16 protein-coding genes are annotated in these 16557 nt (G+C 65.0%); 13 read left to right on the top strand and 3 right to left on the bottom strand.

What is annotated here, in order from left to right; all coding sequences use genetic code 11:
- Both BOO69_RS03125 and BOO69_RS03130 read left to right on the top strand, forming a co-directional pair.
- Positions 1-1371 carry an aldehyde dehydrogenase family protein gene (locus BOO69_RS03125; protein ID WP_071970211.1) on the top strand — a complete coding sequence of 457 codons (1371 nt, stop codon included), beginning with the start codon at positions 1-3 and terminating at the stop codon, positions 1369-1371.
- Positions 1372-1374: 3 nt separating this feature from the next.
- Entirely contained in the window at positions 1375-2520 is a 1146-nt protein-coding gene (locus BOO69_RS03130) for an iron-containing alcohol dehydrogenase (protein WP_071970213.1), read from the top strand.
- A 30-nt stretch (positions 2521-2550) separates the two neighbouring features.
- Here BOO69_RS03130 and BOO69_RS03135 read toward each other — a convergent pair whose 3' ends face one another.
- Positions 2551-3021 (bottom strand): MaoC family dehydratase, encoded by a 471-nt coding sequence (locus tag BOO69_RS03135; RefSeq protein ID WP_071970215.1) that lies wholly within the window; start codon positions 3019-3021, stop codon positions 2551-2553.
- A gap of 12 nt (positions 3022-3033) precedes the next feature.
- On the bottom strand, positions 3034-4038 hold the full coding sequence (locus BOO69_RS03140; RefSeq protein WP_071970217.1) for an NADP-dependent oxidoreductase: 1005 nt from the start codon (positions 4036-4038) through the stop codon (positions 3034-3036).
- A 40-nt stretch (positions 4039-4078) separates the two neighbouring features.
- Here BOO69_RS03140 and BOO69_RS03145 point away from each other — a divergent pair, with 40 nt between their 5' ends.
- Positions 4079-4732 (top strand): histidine phosphatase family protein, encoded by a 654-nt coding sequence (locus BOO69_RS03145; RefSeq protein WP_071970219.1) that lies wholly within the window; start codon positions 4079-4081, stop codon positions 4730-4732.
- Positions 4733-4769: 37 nt separating this feature from the next.
- Here BOO69_RS03145 and BOO69_RS03150 read toward each other — a convergent pair whose 3' ends face one another.
- Positions 4770-5765 carry an NADPH:quinone oxidoreductase family protein gene (locus BOO69_RS03150; protein WP_071970221.1) on the bottom strand — a complete coding sequence of 332 codons (996 nt, stop codon included), beginning with the start codon at positions 5763-5765 and terminating at the stop codon, positions 4770-4772.
- Positions 5766-5906: 141 nt separating this feature from the next.
- On the opposite strand from BOO69_RS03150, the gene BOO69_RS03155 reads away from it, so the two are divergent.
- The 10 genes from BOO69_RS03155 to BOO69_RS03200 all read left to right on the top strand — a co-directional run bounded on the left by BOO69_RS03155 (position 5907) and on the right by BOO69_RS03200 (position 16472).
- The gene (locus tag BOO69_RS03155; RefSeq protein ID WP_071970223.1) at positions 5907-7079 is read left to right on the top strand and encodes an acyl-CoA dehydrogenase family protein; all 1173 of its coding nucleotides are present in this window, start codon (positions 5907-5909) and stop codon (positions 7077-7079) included.
- Between the two features lie 4 nt (positions 7080-7083).
- Positions 7084-8199 (top strand): acyl-CoA dehydrogenase family protein, encoded by a 1116-nt coding sequence (locus BOO69_RS03160; protein WP_172839490.1) that lies wholly within the window; start codon positions 7084-7086, stop codon positions 8197-8199.
- Positions 8200-9021: an SDR family oxidoreductase gene (locus tag BOO69_RS03165; protein ID WP_071970225.1), complete on the top strand. Its 822-nt coding sequence runs from the start codon at positions 8200-8202 to the stop codon at positions 9019-9021.
- Positions 9021-9947, top strand: coding sequence for an SDR family NAD(P)-dependent oxidoreductase (locus BOO69_RS03170; protein WP_071970227.1), 927 nt, complete (start codon positions 9021-9023; stop codon positions 9945-9947). Before BOO69_RS03165 ends, BOO69_RS03170 begins: the two co-directional genes overlap by 1 nt.
- A gap of 15 nt (positions 9948-9962) precedes the next feature.
- Positions 9963-11159 (top strand): acetyl-CoA C-acyltransferase, encoded by a 1197-nt coding sequence (locus tag BOO69_RS03175; RefSeq protein ID WP_071970229.1) that lies wholly within the window; start codon positions 9963-9965, stop codon positions 11157-11159.
- A gap of 94 nt (positions 11160-11253) precedes the next feature.
- Positions 11254-12246: an NAD(P)H-dependent flavin oxidoreductase gene (locus BOO69_RS03180; RefSeq protein WP_071970231.1), complete on the top strand. Its 993-nt coding sequence runs from the start codon at positions 11254-11256 to the stop codon at positions 12244-12246.
- A 33-nt stretch (positions 12247-12279) separates the two neighbouring features.
- Positions 12280-12930: a histidine phosphatase family protein gene (locus tag BOO69_RS03185; protein ID WP_071970233.1), complete on the top strand. Its 651-nt coding sequence runs from the start codon at positions 12280-12282 to the stop codon at positions 12928-12930.
- Between the two features lie 10 nt (positions 12931-12940).
- On the top strand, positions 12941-13969 hold the full coding sequence (locus BOO69_RS03190) for a phosphotransferase family protein (RefSeq protein WP_071970235.1): 1029 nt from the start codon (positions 12941-12943) through the stop codon (positions 13967-13969).
- A gap of 6 nt (positions 13970-13975) precedes the next feature.
- Positions 13976-14767 carry an IclR family transcriptional regulator gene (locus BOO69_RS03195; RefSeq protein WP_071970237.1) on the top strand — a complete coding sequence of 264 codons (792 nt, stop codon included), beginning with the start codon at positions 13976-13978 and terminating at the stop codon, positions 14765-14767.
- 457 nt (positions 14768-15224) lie between these two features.
- Entirely contained in the window at positions 15225-16472 is a 1248-nt protein-coding gene (locus BOO69_RS03200; RefSeq protein ID WP_071970239.1) for a branched-chain amino acid ABC transporter substrate-binding protein, read from the top strand.
- Positions 16473-16557 lie beyond the last annotated feature (85 nt).

A 16557-nucleotide genomic window follows, 5' to 3' on the forward strand; every position in this document is an offset into this window, starting at 1 on the left:
ATGATCAGATGCATCTCCCCCATCGACGGATCGGTCTATGCCGAGCGACCCGTCCTGACACTCGACGAGGCGCGGCGCGCCGTGTCCGAGGCAAAGGCGGCCCAGGCTACCTGGGCGGCGTTACCGCTCGAGGACCGGATCGCGCGGGTGCAGGCCGGTGTCGCGAACGTGGGCGCCATGAACGAGGCCATCGTGCCGGAACTGGCTCACCAGATGGGGCGGCCCGTGCGCTACGGCGGTGAATTCGGCGGGTTCAACGAACGTGCCACCTACATGGCGGGCATTGCAGAAAAGGCCCTGGCGGATATCGAGATCGAGGACAGCGAAAGCTTTCGGCGCTTCATCCGCCGGGTGCCGCACGGCGTGGTCCTTGTCATCGCGCCGTGGAACTATCCCTACATGACTGCGATCAACACGGTCGCGCCCGCGCTCATCGCGGGCAGTGCGGTGATGCTGAAACATGCCAGCCAGACGCCGTTGGTCGGGGAACGTCTGGCCGAAGCCTTTCATGCGGCGGGCGTGCCCGAAGCGGTGTTCCGAAACGTCTTTCTCGACCACCAGACCACGTCCGACCTGATCGCGGCGAAATCTTTCGGGTTCGTCAATTTCACCGGTTCGGTCAGCGGGGGGCAGGCCATCGAACGGGCGGCGGCAGGCACCTTCACCGGGTTGGGGCTGGAACTGGGCGGCAAGGATCCGGGATACGTGAGGGCCGATGCCGACGTCGAGGCGGCGGCGGACAGCCTGATCGACGGCGCGATGTTCAACTCGGGCCAATGCTGCTGCGGGATCGAACGGATCTACGTCCACGAAGACGTCTACGATGCCTTCGTGTCCCGGGCGGTGTCCATTGTCGAGGGCTACCGGCTGGGCGACCCGCTCGACCCCGAGACGACGCTGGGCCCGATGGCGCAGCCGCGCTTCGCGGACCTCGTCCGCGCCCAGACCGCCGAGGCCGTCGAAATGGGGGCGAAGGCGCTCATCGACCCCGCGCTTTTCCCGAAGGATGGCGGCGCGTACCTGATGCCCCAGATCCTGACGGACGTGACCCACGACATGCGGGTGATGCGTGAAGAAAGCTTTGGCCCCGTCGTGGGCATCATGCGTGTCTCGGGGGACGATGAGGCGGTCGCGCTTATGAACGACAGCGACTACGGGCTGACCGCGGCCGTCTGGACACGCGATGCCGCGGCTGCCGAGGCCCTGGGCGACCGGATCGAAACCGGCACGGTCTTCATGAACCGGGCCGACTATCTGGACCCGGCCCTGTGCTGGACCGGCTGCAAGGACACCGGGCGGGGCGGGGGGCTGTCGGTGATCGGCTATCACAACCTCACCCGTCCGAAATCATACCACCTCAAGAAAGCCTGACTCATGACGCTTACCGCCAACTGGTCCTATCCTACCGCCGTCCGCTTTGGCGCCGGACGCATCTCGGAAATCGCGGAGGCCTGCATCGCGGCAGGCATCCAGAACCCGCTGCTGGTCACGGACCGGGGGCTGGCGGCGATGGAGATCACGACCCGCACGCTCGATCTGCTGGAGGCCGCGGGACTTGGCCGTGCCATCTTCGCCGAAGTGGATCCGAACCCCACCGACCGGAACGCCGAGGAAGGTGTGCGCGTCTACCGCGAAGGCGGGCACGACGGCGTCGTCGCCTTCGGCGGCGGATCCGGTCTGGACCTTGGCAAGGTCGTTGCCTTCATGGCCGGGCAGTCGCGCCCGCTGATGGATTTCGAGGACATCGGCGACTGGTGGACGCGGGCCGACGCCGACGCCATCGCGCCCATCGTGGCGGTGCCGACCACTGCGGGCACCGGTTCGGAAGTTGGCCGCGCCAGCGTCATCACCAAGTCGGACACGGCGGAAAAGAAGATCATCTTTCACCCCCGAATGCTGCCGGCGGTGGTGATCTGCGATCCCGAACTCACGATCGGGATGCCGCCCTTCATCACTGCGGGCACCGGGCTGGATGCCTTTGCCCATTGCGTCGAGGCCTACTGCTCGCCCCATTATCATCCGATGTCGCAGGGCATGGCGCTTGAGGGGATGCGGCTGGTCAAGGACTTCCTGCCGCGGGCCTATGCCGACGGCGGCGACATCGAGGCGCGGGCGCAGATGATGGCGGCGGCGGCGATGGGGGCCACCGCGTTTCAAAAGGGGTTGGGGGCGATCCACGCCTTGTCGCATCCCATCGGCGCGATCTACCACACCCACCACGGGACCACGAACGCCGTGTGCATGCCCGCCGTGTTGCAGTTCAACCGGCCCGAGATCGAGGGCGTCATCGACCGCGCCGCGCGCTACCTCGACATCGATGGCGGCTTTGATGGTTTCGCGAGCTTCGTGGACGATCTGAACGCATCGATGAAGATCCCGACATCGCTGAGCGCGATGGGGATCGAAGAGGTGGACATCGACCGCGTCGTCAAAGGGGCGCTGGCCGATCCCAGCACCGGCGGCAACCCGGTCAAGATGACCGAGGAAAACACCCGCGCGCTGCTGGAACGGATCGTCTGACCGCGTCGTGGCGGGGCTGCGCCGGCCGGTTCAATCCTCGAATACGGCCAGCCCCAGCCATTCCGCGATGAGGGCGGGGGTTTCCTCGCCCTCGATCTCGATGGTCATCAGGTTCTCGCGCATCATCTTGTCCTTGCCGCGCGCACGGACCGCCTGAAGCGTGAACCGCCCCCGCAGGCGCGATCCGGCCAGCACCGGCTTGAGAAACCGCACCTTGTTCATGCCATAGTTCACGCCCATGAGCTGACCGGGCATCATCGAAAAACAGTCGTAGGCAAAGCGGCTCGCCAGCGACAATGTCAGGAAGCCATGCGCGATGGCCCCGCCGAAAGGCGATTCAGCCGCCGCGCGTTCCGGGTCGACGTGGATCCACTGGGTGTCGTGTGTCGTCTCGGCGAACTGGTCGATCATCGCCTGGTCGACCGTGATCCAGTTCGACACCCCCACTTCGGTGCCGATCAGTTTTTCGCTGGCCTCCAGGGCCTTCTGCATGGCGGACATATTCCTGCTCCTTCAGTTCTGGTCTGCGGCAACGCGCACCATGCGCTTTCCCCTGTTATCGCCGGCCAGCAGGCCGATCAGTGCCTGAGGGGCATTCTCCAGCCCCTCGACGATATCTTCCGTTACCTTGATTTGCCCGCTTTCCACCCAGTGACGCAAGGCGCGCAGGCAGGTGTCGTCGTCGCGGGCATGGTCCATCACGATGAAACCCTCCATCCGCAATCGCTTGACCACGATCAGGCCGGGCAGGTTGCGCGGACCGGAGGGCGCGTCGGTATCGTACTGGCTGACAGCCCCGCAGCAGATCACGCGGCCGCGTTCGTTCATCACGTTCAGCGCGGATTCGAGCACCTTGCCGCCCACGTTGTCGAAATAGACATCCGCCCCGTCCGGGCAAGCCGCCGCCAAAGCCCGCGACAGGCCGCCCGCGCGGTAGTCCACGCAGGCGTCGAAACCCAGCTCTTCCTCGACCCAGCGGCATTTTTCGGGGCCGCCGGCGATTCCCACGACCCGGCACCCCAATGCCTTTGCGATCTGGCCGACGTATCCGCCGACCGATCCGGCGGCAGCCGATACCACGACGATTTCACCGGCCACGGGCCGCCCGATCGAGATCAGTCCGTGGTAGGCCGTCTTGCCGGCGACCCCGTAGACCGACAGGAGATGCGACAGCTGCGGTACCTTCGGCAGCTTCTGAGCCTTGCTTGCGGGCAGGGTGACATAGTCGGACCATGTCGCCTCCGCCGCGACGATGTCGCCCACTGCAAGTGTGTCGCTTTTGGATTGCACGACCTCGCAGATCGCGTAGGTGGGCATGGTGTCTCCCGTTTTCACTGCCGCGCGATAGGTGGCCCCGCGCATCCACGAGCGGTTCGCGGCGTCGATGGACATCAATATCACCCGCAGTTGCACCTCGCCCTCACCGGGGGCGGGCGCCTCGGCTTCGGTCAGTCGGAAATGCTCGGGGCGCAGGGTATCGCCCGGCAATTCCGCGATCACGATCTGGCGGTTCTTCATGGGATATGTCCTAATGGTCTGAAGTGAATGGGAGAAAGTCATGAGCAACGAGGCACGACAGCACCGGTTCCGGCCGCCGCAGGGGGCCGCGGATCTTTTGCTGATCCGGCACGGCGAAACGCAGGCGGCCGTGCGGGGGCAGGATTTCCCGATGGTGGAAGGGCAGGGCAACCCGGCGCTGCGCCCGGAAGGCGAGGCGCAGGCCCGTGCCGTGGCGGCGCGGCTGAAGGGCGAGAACATCGGTGCGATCTATGTCACGACCATGCAGCGCACGCACCAGACCGCGGCCCCCCTGGCCGAGGCGCTGGGCCTTGTTCCGAAGGTTGAGCGTGACCTGCGCGAGGTCCATCTGGGAGACTGGGACGGCGGCGAATACCGCTTTCGCGTGGCAGAGAACGATCCGATCATTCAACGGATGCACGAAACCCAGGACTGGGGCGAAATCCCCGGCGCCGAGAAACGCGAGGCCTTTTTCGACCGCGTGCGGCGCGGCCTGCTGCGCATCGCCGCGGCGCATCCGGATGAACTGGTCGCGGTCGTCGTCCATGGCGGGGTCATCGGCGCGGCATTGGCCATCGCCACGGGGTCGCGGCCCTTCGGCTTTACCGGGGCCGACAACGGCTCCATCAGCCGCCTTGTGGTGCAAGGCGACCGGATGATCCTGCGCGGTTTCAACGACGTGTCGCATCTCTGAAGCGGTCGGCGGGGGGCGCGAGGCGCCCCCCGTGCCCTTAGTCCACGGTCACGACGACCTTGCCCAGCACCTTGCGGTCTTCCATCATTTCCAGCGCCTCAGCGGCCTTTTCCAGCGGGAAACGTGCCGAGATGCGGGGCTTTATCTTTCCGTCTGCGTACATGCGGAAAAGATCCTGCATGTTCTCGGCGTGCGCTTCGGGTTCGCGGGCGGTGTGCGCGCCCCAGAAAACCCCGACCACCTGGCAGCCCTTCAGCAGCGTGAGGTTCAGCGGCAGCTTGGGAATCCCCGCGGGGAAGCCCACCACGAGGAACCGGCCCTTCCATGCGAGAGCGCGAACGGCGGGTTCGGCATAGTTTCCGCCCACCGCGTCGTACACCACGTCGACGCCGTCGCCCCCCGCCAGCTTCTTGATCTGGGCAGAGAATTCCTTTTGCGCGTCACGGTCCAGTTCGCGCGGGTAGATCAGTGTCTCGTCCGCGCCGAGGTCGCGGCAGAACTGCGCCTTTTCCTCCGAGGAGACCGCAGCGATCACCCGCGCGCCCGCCGCCTTGCCCAGCTCGATCGCCGCCGCGCCGACACCGCCGGCCGCACCGAGAATCAACAGCGTCTCGCCCGGCTGGATGGCCGCGCGATCCTTGAGCGCATGGTGCGAGGTGCCATAGGTCAGCACGAGACACGATGCCTCGTCATATGGCATCGCGTCGGGGATCTTGATAACCTTTGCCGCGTCTGCCACCACATGCGTGGCGAACCCGCCGAAGCCGGTCATCGCCAGCACGCGGTCGCCCTTGGCCAGCCCGCTGACACCCTCGCCCACCGCGTCGATCTCGCCCGCGACCTCGCCGCCGGGGGCGAAGGGGCGGGGCGGTTTCATCTGGTACATGTCGCGGATGATCAGCGTGTCTGGAAAGTTCAGACCCGCCGCATGGACCCGCAGGCGGACTTGGCCCTTGCCGGGTTCGGGGGTTTCGACCTCCTTCAGAACCAGTGTTTCCGGACCGCCGGTTGCCTCGCTCAGCATCGCTTTCATCTTGATTTACTCCCGAATTCAATTTCGCCTCAGTAGGGGACGCAGCGTCTATCCTTGTCAATCCAATTTCGAAAGGGCATTCTGCTCTGCGGAATGTTGCGACAGGGAGTGACGCTGCGTTCTCAAGGGAGGGAGACCGATATGAGCGCCGAATCGACGCCAGAAGCCTTCCGCGCGGAATTGCGCGCGTGGCTTGAGGAAAATTGCCCGCAGGAAATGCGGGACGGCAAAATGACCGAAGAGGGGATCTGCTGGGGCGGCAAGAACTGGACGTTCACCTCCGATGCGCAGAAAGTCTGGCTCGAACGCTGTGCGGCCAAGGGGTATACGGTCCCGACCTGGCCGACCGAGTATGGCGGCGCCGGTCTGAACCGCGCGCAGGAAAAGATCTTCTACCAGGAGATGAGCCGCATCAACGCGCGCCGCCCCGTGCAGAGCTTCGGCATCTGGATGCTGGGGCCCGCCCTGCTGCATTTCGGCAGCTACGAACAGAAGCTGCATTACCTGCCCCCGATCGCGCGCGGCGAAGTGCGGTGGTGCCAGGGGTATTCCGAACCGGGCGCCGGGTCCGATCTGGCGTCGGTCCAGACAAGGGGCGAGGACAAGGGCGATCATTGGCTGGTCAACGGACAGAAGATCTGGACTTCCTACGCGGACAAGGCCGACTGGATCTTCGCGCTGGTACGCACCGACCGCGAGGCTCCCAAGCACAAGGGCATTTCGTTCCTGCTGATCGACATGGAAGACCCGGGCGTCGAGACGCGCCCGATCAAGATGATCAGCGGCATCTCGCCCTTTTGCGAGACGTTCTTTACCGACGTGAAGGTGCCGAAGGACCAGATCGTGGGCGAGGAGAACCGCGGCTGGGACGTGGCGAAATACCTGCTGACCCACGAGCGCGAGATGATCTCGGCCGGCGGGGCCGGGCTGTCGGGCGGCGGTCGTGCACTCGGGGCGGTCATCAAAGACACGATGGAAGACCTGACGGACGCGACCCTGCGCGCCGACGCCATGCGCTGCGAGATCGATTCGCTGGCCATCGGCCTCACGCTGGAGCGCTACAAGGATCAGGCCGAAGCCGGGCAGGGTGCCGGCGATGCCTCGGCCATGCTGAAATACATGGGCACCGAGCTGAACAAGCGGCGGCACGAGCTGATGATGACCGCCGGCGGATCGGACGCGCTGGAATGGGACGGCCCGCTGGGCAATCGTGCGGGCGACTGGCTGCGCACCAAGGCGAACTCGATCGAGGGCGGCACCAGCGAGGTGATGCTTTCCATCGTGTCGCGCCGTGTTCTGGGATTGCCGGGGTAAAATCATGGAAAAGCTTGTACTGACCGAAGAAGAAACGATGCTCGCAGACATGGCGCGCGGGTATCTGGATGGCGCGGCGCCTGTCGCCAAGCTGCGCAAGATGCGTGATGCGGGTGAAACGCATGACGCGGCGCTGTGGAAGGAAATGGCGGACATGGGCTGGGCCGGTGTTCTGGTGCCCGAAGCGCAAGGCGGGTCCGACATGGGCCATGCCGCCGCGAACCTGCTGGCGGGCGAAATGGGCAAGACACTGACAGTCAGCCCCTTCATCTCGACCGCGGTCATCGCCGCGACGGCGCTCCGTCAGGTTGCCGATACCCGGGCAGAAGCGGCGCTGGCCCGCATCGCCGCAGGCGAGGCGACCTATGCGCTGGCGGTGGACGAGGGGATCAAGTTCGATCCCGAGGCCGCGCAGATGACCGCGCGCGCCGACGGCAACGGCTTCCGGCTCGACGGCAAGAAGCAGTTCGTCGTCGATGGCGCGATGGCCGACCGGCTGCTGGTGCTGGCGCGCTCCGACAACGGCCTGACCCTGTTCGACATTCCCGCCGACCGGGCGGGCGTGACCCGCGACCGCAGCAACATGATCGACGCGCGCGACGCCGCACGGATCACCTTCGACAACGTCGAGGCCACGGGCGAAGACGTGCTGGGGCAGGTCGATCAGGCGATGACCGTTCTGAAACCCGCGCTGATGGCGGGACAGGGGGCGCTCGCCGCCGAGATGACGGGGCTGGCCGCCGGCGCTTTCGACATGACGGTGGGCTACATCAAGGAGCGCAAGCAGTTCGGCATCGAGATTGCCCGCTTTCAGGCGTTGCAGCATCGTGCCGCACATCTGTGGTGCGAGATCGAGGTGACGGCGTCTGCCATCCTGAACGCCGGGCGTATGCTGGATGCCGACCCCGAAAACGCGGCCTTGGCCGTGTCGCTGGCCAAGGCGCGCGCGACCCAGACCGCGACCCTCGCTGTACAGGAGGGCGTGCAGATGCACGGTGGCATCGGGATGACCGACGCCTACGATATGGGGTTCTACATGAAACGCGCGCGGGTCGGTGCGGAATGGCTGGGCGACTACAGCTATCACGCCGAGCAGGTCGCAGCGGCACGGGGGTTCTGAATGGATATCGACACGCTGTTCGGGCTGCAGGGCAAGACCGCCCTGGTGACCGGCGGGGCCACCGGCATCGGTCGCATGGCCTCCGAAGCCCTTGTGCGGGCGGGGGCGACAGTGCTGCTGGCCAGTCGCAAGGGCGCTGCCTGCGTGGCCGTCGCGGAAGAGCTTAACGGGCTGGGCGCGTCGGGGCGGGCCATCGGTTTCGCCGGTGACGTCGCCACGAAGGAGGGCGTCGAGGCGTTGGTCGCCGCGGTAGGGGATCGGACCGATACGCTGGACATTCTGATGAACAATGCGGGTGTCACCTGGGGAGCCCCCCTGGGCGAATTCCCCTACGAAGCCTGGGACAAGGTGATGAGCATCAATGTCGCCGGGCTGTTCCATCTGACGCAGGCGCTGCTGCCGATGCTGCGCGCCTCGGGCAGCGCCGACGACCCTGCGCGGGTGGTCAACGTCGGTTCCGTCATGGGCGAACGCGAGATGGGCGACGGCGTCTACAGCTACGCCGCCTCGAAGGCCGCGGTGATCCACCTCAGCAAGATCCTGGCCAAGGAGCTGGCCGGCGAGGCGATCACCGTCAACGCGCTCGCACCCGGCCCCTTCGTGAGCCGGATGACGGCGTTTGCAACACAGGACGCGGACATGCGCGACAAGGTGGGGCAGGATGTGCCGCTCGGCCGCGTGGGCCGCGACGAAGACATCGCGGGCTGCATGTTGTTCCTTTGCGGGCGCGGCGGCGCCTATGTGACCGGCGCGGTGATCCCGGTTTCGGGCGGGATCAACGTGATGTCCGGACCCAACATCTTTGAACAGGCGCTGCACTGATGGCTGATATTCGATTCGACGGAAAAGTGGCAATCGTCACCGGCGCGGGCGTCGGGCTGGGCAGGTCGCACGCGCTTGGCCTCGCCGCGCGCGGGGCCAAGGTCGTGGTCAACGACCTCGGCGTGTCGCGTGACGGCACCGGCAGTTCGTCCGAGGCGGCAAAGGCCGTGGTGGCCGAGATCCGCGACATGGGCGGCGAGGCGATGAGCCATGGCGCCGATGTATCGGACGAAGCCGCCGTCAGGGACATGGTGGCGCAGGCGATGGATGCCTGGGGCCGTGTCGACATCTGCGTGAACAACGCGGGCATCCTGCTGGACAAGACATTCGCCAAGATGGAAATGTCCGCCTTTCGCAAGGTCGTGGACGTGCACCTGATCGGTTCGGCCAACGTGGCGCATGCCTGCTGGCCGCACATGCGGGAACAGAAGTACGGGCGCATCGTGCTGACCTCTTCTGCATCCGGTCTCTATGGCAACTTCGGTCAGTCCAACTACGGCGCTGCCAAGGCGGCGATGGTGGGCCTCATGAACGTGCTGCACATGGAGGGCGCGCGGGACAACATCCGGGTCAACACCCTGGCCCCCACCGCGGCCACCCGGATGACCGCCGACCTGCTGCCTGCCGAAGCGCAGGAACTGCTGGCGCCCGAAACCATCACGCCGGGACTTCTGTACCTCGTGAGCGAGGACGCGCCCAGCCAGGTCATCCTTGGCGCGGGCGCCGGCAGCTATGCCGAGACCCGGATCTACGAGACCGCCGGCATCACCCTGATGGAGGATGCCAACACCCCCGAAGACGTGGCCGCGAGGTTCGCAGAGATCCGCGATCCCGAAGGCCAGCAACAACTTGGCGATGCCTTCGGGCAGACCAAGAAGTACGCCCTCAATGCAGCCCGGGCCAAGGGCCTGAAGCTCGACTGGTAAAATAGGAGACCACCCATGCGCGACGCAGTCATTGTATCCACCGCCCGCACCCCGATCGGCAAGGCCTATCGCGGTGCATTCAACAACACCACGCCGCAGGCGCTGGCAGCGCACGCCATCGAACACGCGGTGAAGCGCGCCGGCGTCGATCCGTCGGAAATCCGGGATTGCATCATCGGTGCCGCCCTGCAGCAGGGTCACTCGGCCGGGAACATCGCCCGGCAGGCGGCGATCCGGGCGGGCCTACCCGTCACCGTGGCGGGCATGTCGCTCGATCGCCAGTGCGCCTCGGGCATGATGGCCATCGCCACGGCGGCCAAGCAGGTCGTGATGGACGGCATGGACGTCGTCGTCGGCGGCGGCGTGGAAAGCATTTCGATGGTGCAGACCCCGGAAATGCGCGTCAGCCGCGATCCGTGGCTCAAGGAGCACAAGCCCGAGATCTACATGTCGATGCTCGAGACCGCGGAAACCGTGGCCGAACGCTACAACGTCAGCCGCGAGCGTCAGGACGAATACGCCGCCCGCTCGCAAGAGCTGACCCACCAGGCGCAGGAAGCCGGCAAGTTCGACGACGAAATCGTGCCGCTGACCAGCAAGATGATGGTGCAGAACAAGGAAACCAAGGAAATCACCGAACACGAGGTGACGCTGGAGAAGGACGAGGGCAATCGCCCCGGCACCACGGCGGAAAGCCTTGCGGGCCTCCAGCCGGTGCACAAGAACGGCATCCACATCGCCGAGGGCAAATACATCACCGCCGGGAACGCCTCGCAGCTTTCCGATGGCGCGTCCGCGACCGTGGTGATGGAGGCCAAGAAGGCCGAGCAGATGGGCCTGCAGCCGCTGGGCCGCTACGTCGGCGTCATGGCAGCAGGGTGCGAGCCCGACGAAATGGGGATCGGCCCCATCTACGCGGTGCCGCCGCTGCTCAAGGCGCACGGGCTGACGATGGACGACATCGGCCTGTGGGAACTGAACGAGGCTTTCGCGGTGCAGGTGATCCAGTCGCGTGACGTGCTGGGCATCCCGGACGAGCTGCTGAACGTGAACGGCGGCGCGATCTCCATCGGGCACCCCTACGGCATGTCGGGCGCGCGCATGGTCGGCCACGCGCTGATCGAGGGCAAGCGCCGTGGCGTCAAGTACGTGGTCTGCACCATGTGCGTCGGCGGCGGCATGGGTGCTGCCGGCCTGTTCGAAGTGCTCTGAAGCGCTTGAGGGCGTACCGATCGTGCGCTTCGCCAACAAGAGGGGCGGGTTCACCCGCCCCCTGACCGTAAACATGAACCTGACAGGAGCCACGATGCCCCGCGACGATTCCCATCTGCCCCACGCGCTACAGGGTCTGCGACTGCCCATGATCGGCTCGCCGCTGTTCATCATCTCGGTCCCGAAACTGGTGATAGCCCAGTGCAAGGCGGGTATCGTCGGGGCCTTTCCCGCGCTCAACGCACGCGAGGCCGAGGGCGAGCATCCGCTGCTCGATACCTGGCTGACCGAGATCCGCGAGGAACTGGACCGTCACAACCAGGAAAACCCGGATCACCCGGCGGCACCCTACGCAGTGAACCAGATCGTCCACCGGTCCAACGGCCGACTGGAGCGAGACCTCGAAATCTGCGCAAAGCACGAGGTGCCGATCTGGATCACATCGCTCGGCGCAAGGGTCGAAGTCAACGAGGCCGCGCATTCCTGCGGCGGCATCGTGTTGCATGACATCATCAACAACACCTTCGCCAGGAAGGCGATCGAGAAAGGCGCCGACGGCCTTGTCGCGGTCGCGGCGGGCGCGGGCGGCCACGCGGGCCAGCAGTCCCCCTTCGCCCTTGTGCGCGAGATCCGCGAATGGTTCGACGGTCCTCTGGCCCTGTCGGGGTCGATCGCCACCGGAGAGGCATTGCTGGCCGCCCGTGCGGCGGGGGCCGATCTGGGCTACACGGGATCGCCCTTCATCGCCACGGACGAGGCCAATGCCGATGCGGACTACAAGAAGATGATCGTCGAGGGTGGGGCGGAGGATATCGTTTATTCGTCGCTCTTTACCGGGGTCTGGGGCAACTACCTCAAGGACTCGGTACGCAAGGCCGGCATGGACCCGGACAACCTGCCGACGGCGGATGCGTCCTCGATGAATTTCGGTCAGGACCGCGAGAAACCGAAGGCTTGGAAGACCATCTGGGGGTCCGGCCAGGGCATCGGCGCTGTCAAGTCCGTCGGTCCCGCCAGTGCCATCGTCGACCGCATGGCCGAGGAATATCTCGCAGCGGGCCGCAAGCTGGCCGCCGAATTCTCGTGATGCGGGCCGGAACCGGGAAAACGGGAGGACCAGATGGCTGAAATGCTGGTCATCCGCCATGGGCAGGCGTCGTTCGGGCAGGACGATTACGACGTGCTTTCGGACCTCGGCAAGCGTCAGTCCGCCGCCGTCGGTGCGGTGTTGCGCGACCTCGGCTGGGTGCCCGACCGTCTTGTGACGGGGACGCTGACCCGGCAAAAGGACACGCTGTCCGAGATGGGTTTTTCAGATCCGCCGGAGGAGCACGCCGGCTTCAACGAATACGATTTCCACGACCTGCTGCACGCGCGCTATGCAGGGCAGGTGCCCGACCTCGTGAAGGGTGACCGCAAGGCGCACTTCCGGGCATTGCGCGATACCATCTTTGAATGGCAGGACGAAAAATTCGACGGTGCGGCCGAGACATGGGAGCAGTTCGCGGAACGGATCGAGGCCGCGCGCAGCTTTGCCACCGACACCGATGCGCGCCGGGTTCTGGTGATCTCGTCGGGCGGGGTGATCGGCCAATTGGTCGCCACCGCCCTCGGCGCGCCCCGGCGGCAGATGATGAACCTCAATCTCCAGATCAGGAACACATCGATCACCCGGTTCGTGTTCTCGGGGGACAATTTCTCATTGGCCGAATTCAATGCCACCCCTCATTTTTCGCATGCCGAGGGCGCGAAACTGATAAGCTACAGTTAAGGACGCAAGCATGACCGCAGACACACAGACATTGGACCAGGACGCCGTCAGCGCCTACCTGCGCGAACACCTGCCGGGTTTCGAGCGTCTCACGGGGGTAACGAAGTTCCAGGGCGGCCAGTCCAACCCGACCTTCCTGCTGGAAACCCCCGCGCACAATTACGTGCTGCGGCGCAAGCCGCCCGGCGTGCTGCTGAAATCGGCTCATGCGGTCGACCGCGAGTACCGCGTGCAAAGCGCGCTGGCCGACACGGATGTGCCGGTCGCAAAGATGCACCTGCTTTGTGAAGACGACAGCGTGATCGGCTCTGCCTTCTACATCATGGATCACGTGCCGGGCCGCAACTTCAACCTGCCCTCGATGGAGGGCGTATCGGTGGAGGATCGCGGTCGCATCATCGACGAGATGAACCGGGTGCTGGCCGCACTGCACGAGGTGGACATCGATGCTGTCGGGCTTGCCGACTACGGTCCGGAAGGAAACTACTTCGAGCGCCAGGTGGGCCGCTGGTCCAAGCAATACAAGGCGTCGGAGACCGAGGACATCCCGGCGATGAATCACCTGATGGAGGCGCTGGTGGAACAGCGCCCCGAAGACGACGGCCAGCGCACGCTGGTGCACGGCGACTACCGGCTGGACAACATGATCTTCGATGCCGACAAGCCCGAGTGCCGGGCGGTGCTGGACTGGGAACTATCCACCATCGGGCATCCGTTCGCCGACCTCGCGGCGGTCATCATGCAGTGGCAGATGCCTGCGGGGCCCGAAGGGCGCGGCATGGCCGGGCTGGATCGCGCGGCCCTGGGACTGCCATCGGACGAGGCCTTCATCGCGGCCTACTGCGAACGTCGCGGGCTGCCGGAAATCGAGCATTTCGGGTATTACCTGGCTTTCAACTTCTTTCGCATGGCGGCGATCATACAGGGCGTGCTGAAGCGCGCGCTGGACGGCAATGCCTCGAACCCCGAGCGGGCGATGAAGGTCGGAAAATACGTGCCCATCTTCGCACAGCACGGGGCGGATGCCCTTAAACGGTAGGGAAACATGGACGATTTTGACGCCGACCTCGGTGAAGGCAAGGACCGCAACTTCGTGACCGCTCTGGCGCGGGGGCTCGACATTCTTCGCGCGTTCCGCCCGAACGAGGCAACGTTGACGAACTCGGATCTCGCCGAGCGGACGGGCCTGCCGAAGGCAACGGTGTCGCGGCTCACCCACACGCTCTGCGCGCTGGACTACCTCGTGGCGGACACCCGCGTCGGGACGTACCGGCTCAGCGCAGGGGTGCTGCGGCTCGGCTTCAGCGCGTTGAGCGCCATGGACATTTCGGCCCGCGCGGAAACGGAAATGCGGGCCTTGCGTGACGGGCCGAACAGCTACATCACCGTCGCCCTGGGCGAGCAGCACCGGCTCGAGGTGATCTACGTCGCCACCCAGAATTCCTTCGAAGGGGTTTCGCTGACTCTGCCGGTGGGCTCCCGGCTGCCGCTTTTCCGGTCGGCCATCGGCAAGGCGATCCTCGTCGGCATGACGGAGGCGGACCGCGACCGTATCTTTGCCACCGCCGCGCAGGCCGGACCGGATGTCGAGGACGAGGGCCGCGCCAACTATGAACTGGCGCTGGCGGAATACCGCGCCAACGGCTTCTGCTCGGGCTATGGCAGCTGGCGCAGCGACGTGAACGGAATTGCGGTTCCGATCGTCAGCTTGGACGGCCGGCGGGTCTATGGCCTGAACGTCGGGGGGCCCTCCTTCGGGGTCAAGAAAAAGCAACTCGAAACCGTTTATGCACCCCGTCTGATCAAGGCGGCGGAGCTGATCGGGCTGAGGGGCTGACAGCCGCCGAAGGGCGCCGAGAATCGGCAATCGGCTGCGCGGCGAGTTGTTTCGCAGAGCGGAATTTTCCCGCGACATTTTATTTCGCATCTGCGGAAAAAGGCGGGCTTCAAGGCGGGTCGCGATCGTTTTTTCGATCACTTTTCCGCTGCCGGGAGTGCCCGTCAAACAGGCAAAAAATGCTGACATTACAGTCATTTCAGGCCTTATCTTCTACCATCCATCCGACCCGCCTTTTCATTTGTTATTCAAATTCAGCGCCTTATGCCGTGTCTTGCACTCGGCGGTTGAAATCGAGCCCCGGAGGCAGATGCGTCACGGGGGCCGCCGGCATCCAAAGTGACGCTAGGTTCATTGCCATCACGAGCCTTGACTTTGCCCCGTGGTGTGCAAGGCTCGACCTGCGATCGAAAGCGTCAGAAGCACGCGCCAAACAGGTCGCCATAGGGAGGAAAACATGAAAAGCATTACCAAGCTGGGCGCGGTCTCGGCCCTGTCACTTGTCATCGGTGCATCCGCATCATTTGCCGAAACCATCAAGATCGCCTTCATCGATCCGCTCAGCGGACCGTTTGCGAGCACCGGCACGAACGGTCTGCACCAGTTCCAGTTCGCGGCCGACTACATGGTCAACGAAAAGGGCGGCGTTCTTGACGGCGACACCTTCGAGGTCGTCGGCTTCGACAACCAGACCAGCCCCAAGGAATCCCTGATCCAGCTTCAGGTCGCGATCGACCAGGGCATCCGCTACATCGTGCAGGGCAACAGCTCGGGCGTGGCGAACGCGCTGACCGAAGCCATCGACAAGCACAACCGCCGCAATCCCGACAGCCGCGTGCTGTTCCTCAACTACGCCGCCGTCGATCCGGCGCTGACCAATGACAAGTGCAACTTCTGGCACTTCCGTTTCGACGCCAACGCCGACATCAAGATGGACGCGCTGACCGACGTGATCGTCGCGGACGAGAACATCAAGAAGGTCTACATCATCGGCCAGGACTATTCCTTCGGCAAGGCGGTGTCGGATGCCGCCAACAAGATGCTGGGCGAAAAGCGCGACGACATCGAGGTCGTGGGCGACGAACTGCACCCCATCGGCAAGGTGAAGGACTTCACCCCCTACGCCCGCAAGGTCGTGTCTTCGGGCGCCGATGCCGTGATCACCGGCAACTGGGGCGCCGACATGCTGGGGCTGGGCAAGGCGATCATCGACAACGGTTTCGAGGGTCCGATCTTCACCTACTACGCGGCCGGCTCCGGCATGACGGCGGCCTTCGGTGAAACCGGCAAGGACCGCATCCGCCTGATTTCCCAGGGCAGCATCAACCCGATCGGTTCGGAAGAAGCCCGCGAGACCTATAACGCCTTCAAGGAAAAGTATCCCGAGGGCAACATCGACCAGAGCCGGATCTTCAACACCATCGGCATGCTGGCCACGGCCATCGAGGAAGCGGGCACCGCGGATGACGTGGTCGCTGTCGCCTCGGCACTCGAGGGGATGGAGTACGACAGCATGTGGGGCGGCAAGCTGTTCATGCGTCCGCAGGACCACCAGCTGATCCAGGACATGCACGTCGGCGTCCACACCAATGAAAACGTCGAATTCGACTACGACAACTCCGGTTTCGGCGTGGTGAACGAGTCGACCATCGAGATGGCTGGCATGGACAGTGCCACCACCTGCGAGATGAAGCGCCCCGAATAAGGCGTTCGAGGTCCGTTCCCGGCCCGGCCGGGAGCGGACCTTTTTTCATCCGATAAAACACGACCTTTGTGACACCCTAGCCGGA

The organism is Sulfitobacter alexandrii, assembly GCF_001886735.1.
GTDB lineage: Bacteria > Pseudomonadota > Alphaproteobacteria > Rhodobacterales > Rhodobacteraceae > Sulfitobacter > Sulfitobacter alexandrii.

Coding starts and splice junctions, on each gene's coding strand:
- BOO69_RS03125 (WP_071970211.1), top strand. CDS start 1: ATGATCAGATGCATCTCCCCCATCGACGGATCGGTCTATGCCGAGCGA.
- BOO69_RS03130 (WP_071970213.1), top strand. CDS start 1,375: ATGACGCTTACCGCCAACTGGTCCTATCCTACCGCCGTCCGCTTTGGC.
- BOO69_RS03135 (WP_071970215.1), bottom strand. CDS start 3,021: ATGTCCGCCATGCAGAAGGCCCTGGAGGCCAGCGAAAAACTGATCGGC.
- BOO69_RS03140 (WP_071970217.1), bottom strand. CDS start 4,038: ATGAAGAACCGCCAGATCGTGATCGCGGAATTGCCGGGCGATACCCTG.
- BOO69_RS03145 (WP_071970219.1), top strand. CDS start 4,079: ATGAGCAACGAGGCACGACAGCACCGGTTCCGGCCGCCGCAGGGGGCC.
- BOO69_RS03150 (WP_071970221.1), bottom strand. CDS start 5,765: ATGAAAGCGATGCTGAGCGAGGCAACCGGCGGTCCGGAAACACTGGTT.
- BOO69_RS03155 (WP_071970223.1), top strand. CDS start 5,907: ATGAGCGCCGAATCGACGCCAGAAGCCTTCCGCGCGGAATTGCGCGCG.
- BOO69_RS03160 (WP_172839490.1), top strand. CDS start 7,084: ATGGAAAAGCTTGTACTGACCGAAGAAGAAACGATGCTCGCAGACATG.
- BOO69_RS03165 (WP_071970225.1), top strand. CDS start 8,200: ATGGATATCGACACGCTGTTCGGGCTGCAGGGCAAGACCGCCCTGGTG.
- BOO69_RS03170 (WP_071970227.1), top strand. CDS start 9,021: ATGGCTGATATTCGATTCGACGGAAAAGTGGCAATCGTCACCGGCGCG.
- BOO69_RS03175 (WP_071970229.1), top strand. CDS start 9,963: ATGCGCGACGCAGTCATTGTATCCACCGCCCGCACCCCGATCGGCAAG.
- BOO69_RS03180 (WP_071970231.1), top strand. CDS start 11,254: ATGCCCCGCGACGATTCCCATCTGCCCCACGCGCTACAGGGTCTGCGA.
- BOO69_RS03185 (WP_071970233.1), top strand. CDS start 12,280: ATGGCTGAAATGCTGGTCATCCGCCATGGGCAGGCGTCGTTCGGGCAG.
- BOO69_RS03190 (WP_071970235.1), top strand. CDS start 12,941: ATGACCGCAGACACACAGACATTGGACCAGGACGCCGTCAGCGCCTAC.
- BOO69_RS03195 (WP_071970237.1), top strand. CDS start 13,976: ATGGACGATTTTGACGCCGACCTCGGTGAAGGCAAGGACCGCAACTTC.
- BOO69_RS03200 (WP_071970239.1), top strand. CDS start 15,225: ATGAAAAGCATTACCAAGCTGGGCGCGGTCTCGGCCCTGTCACTTGTC.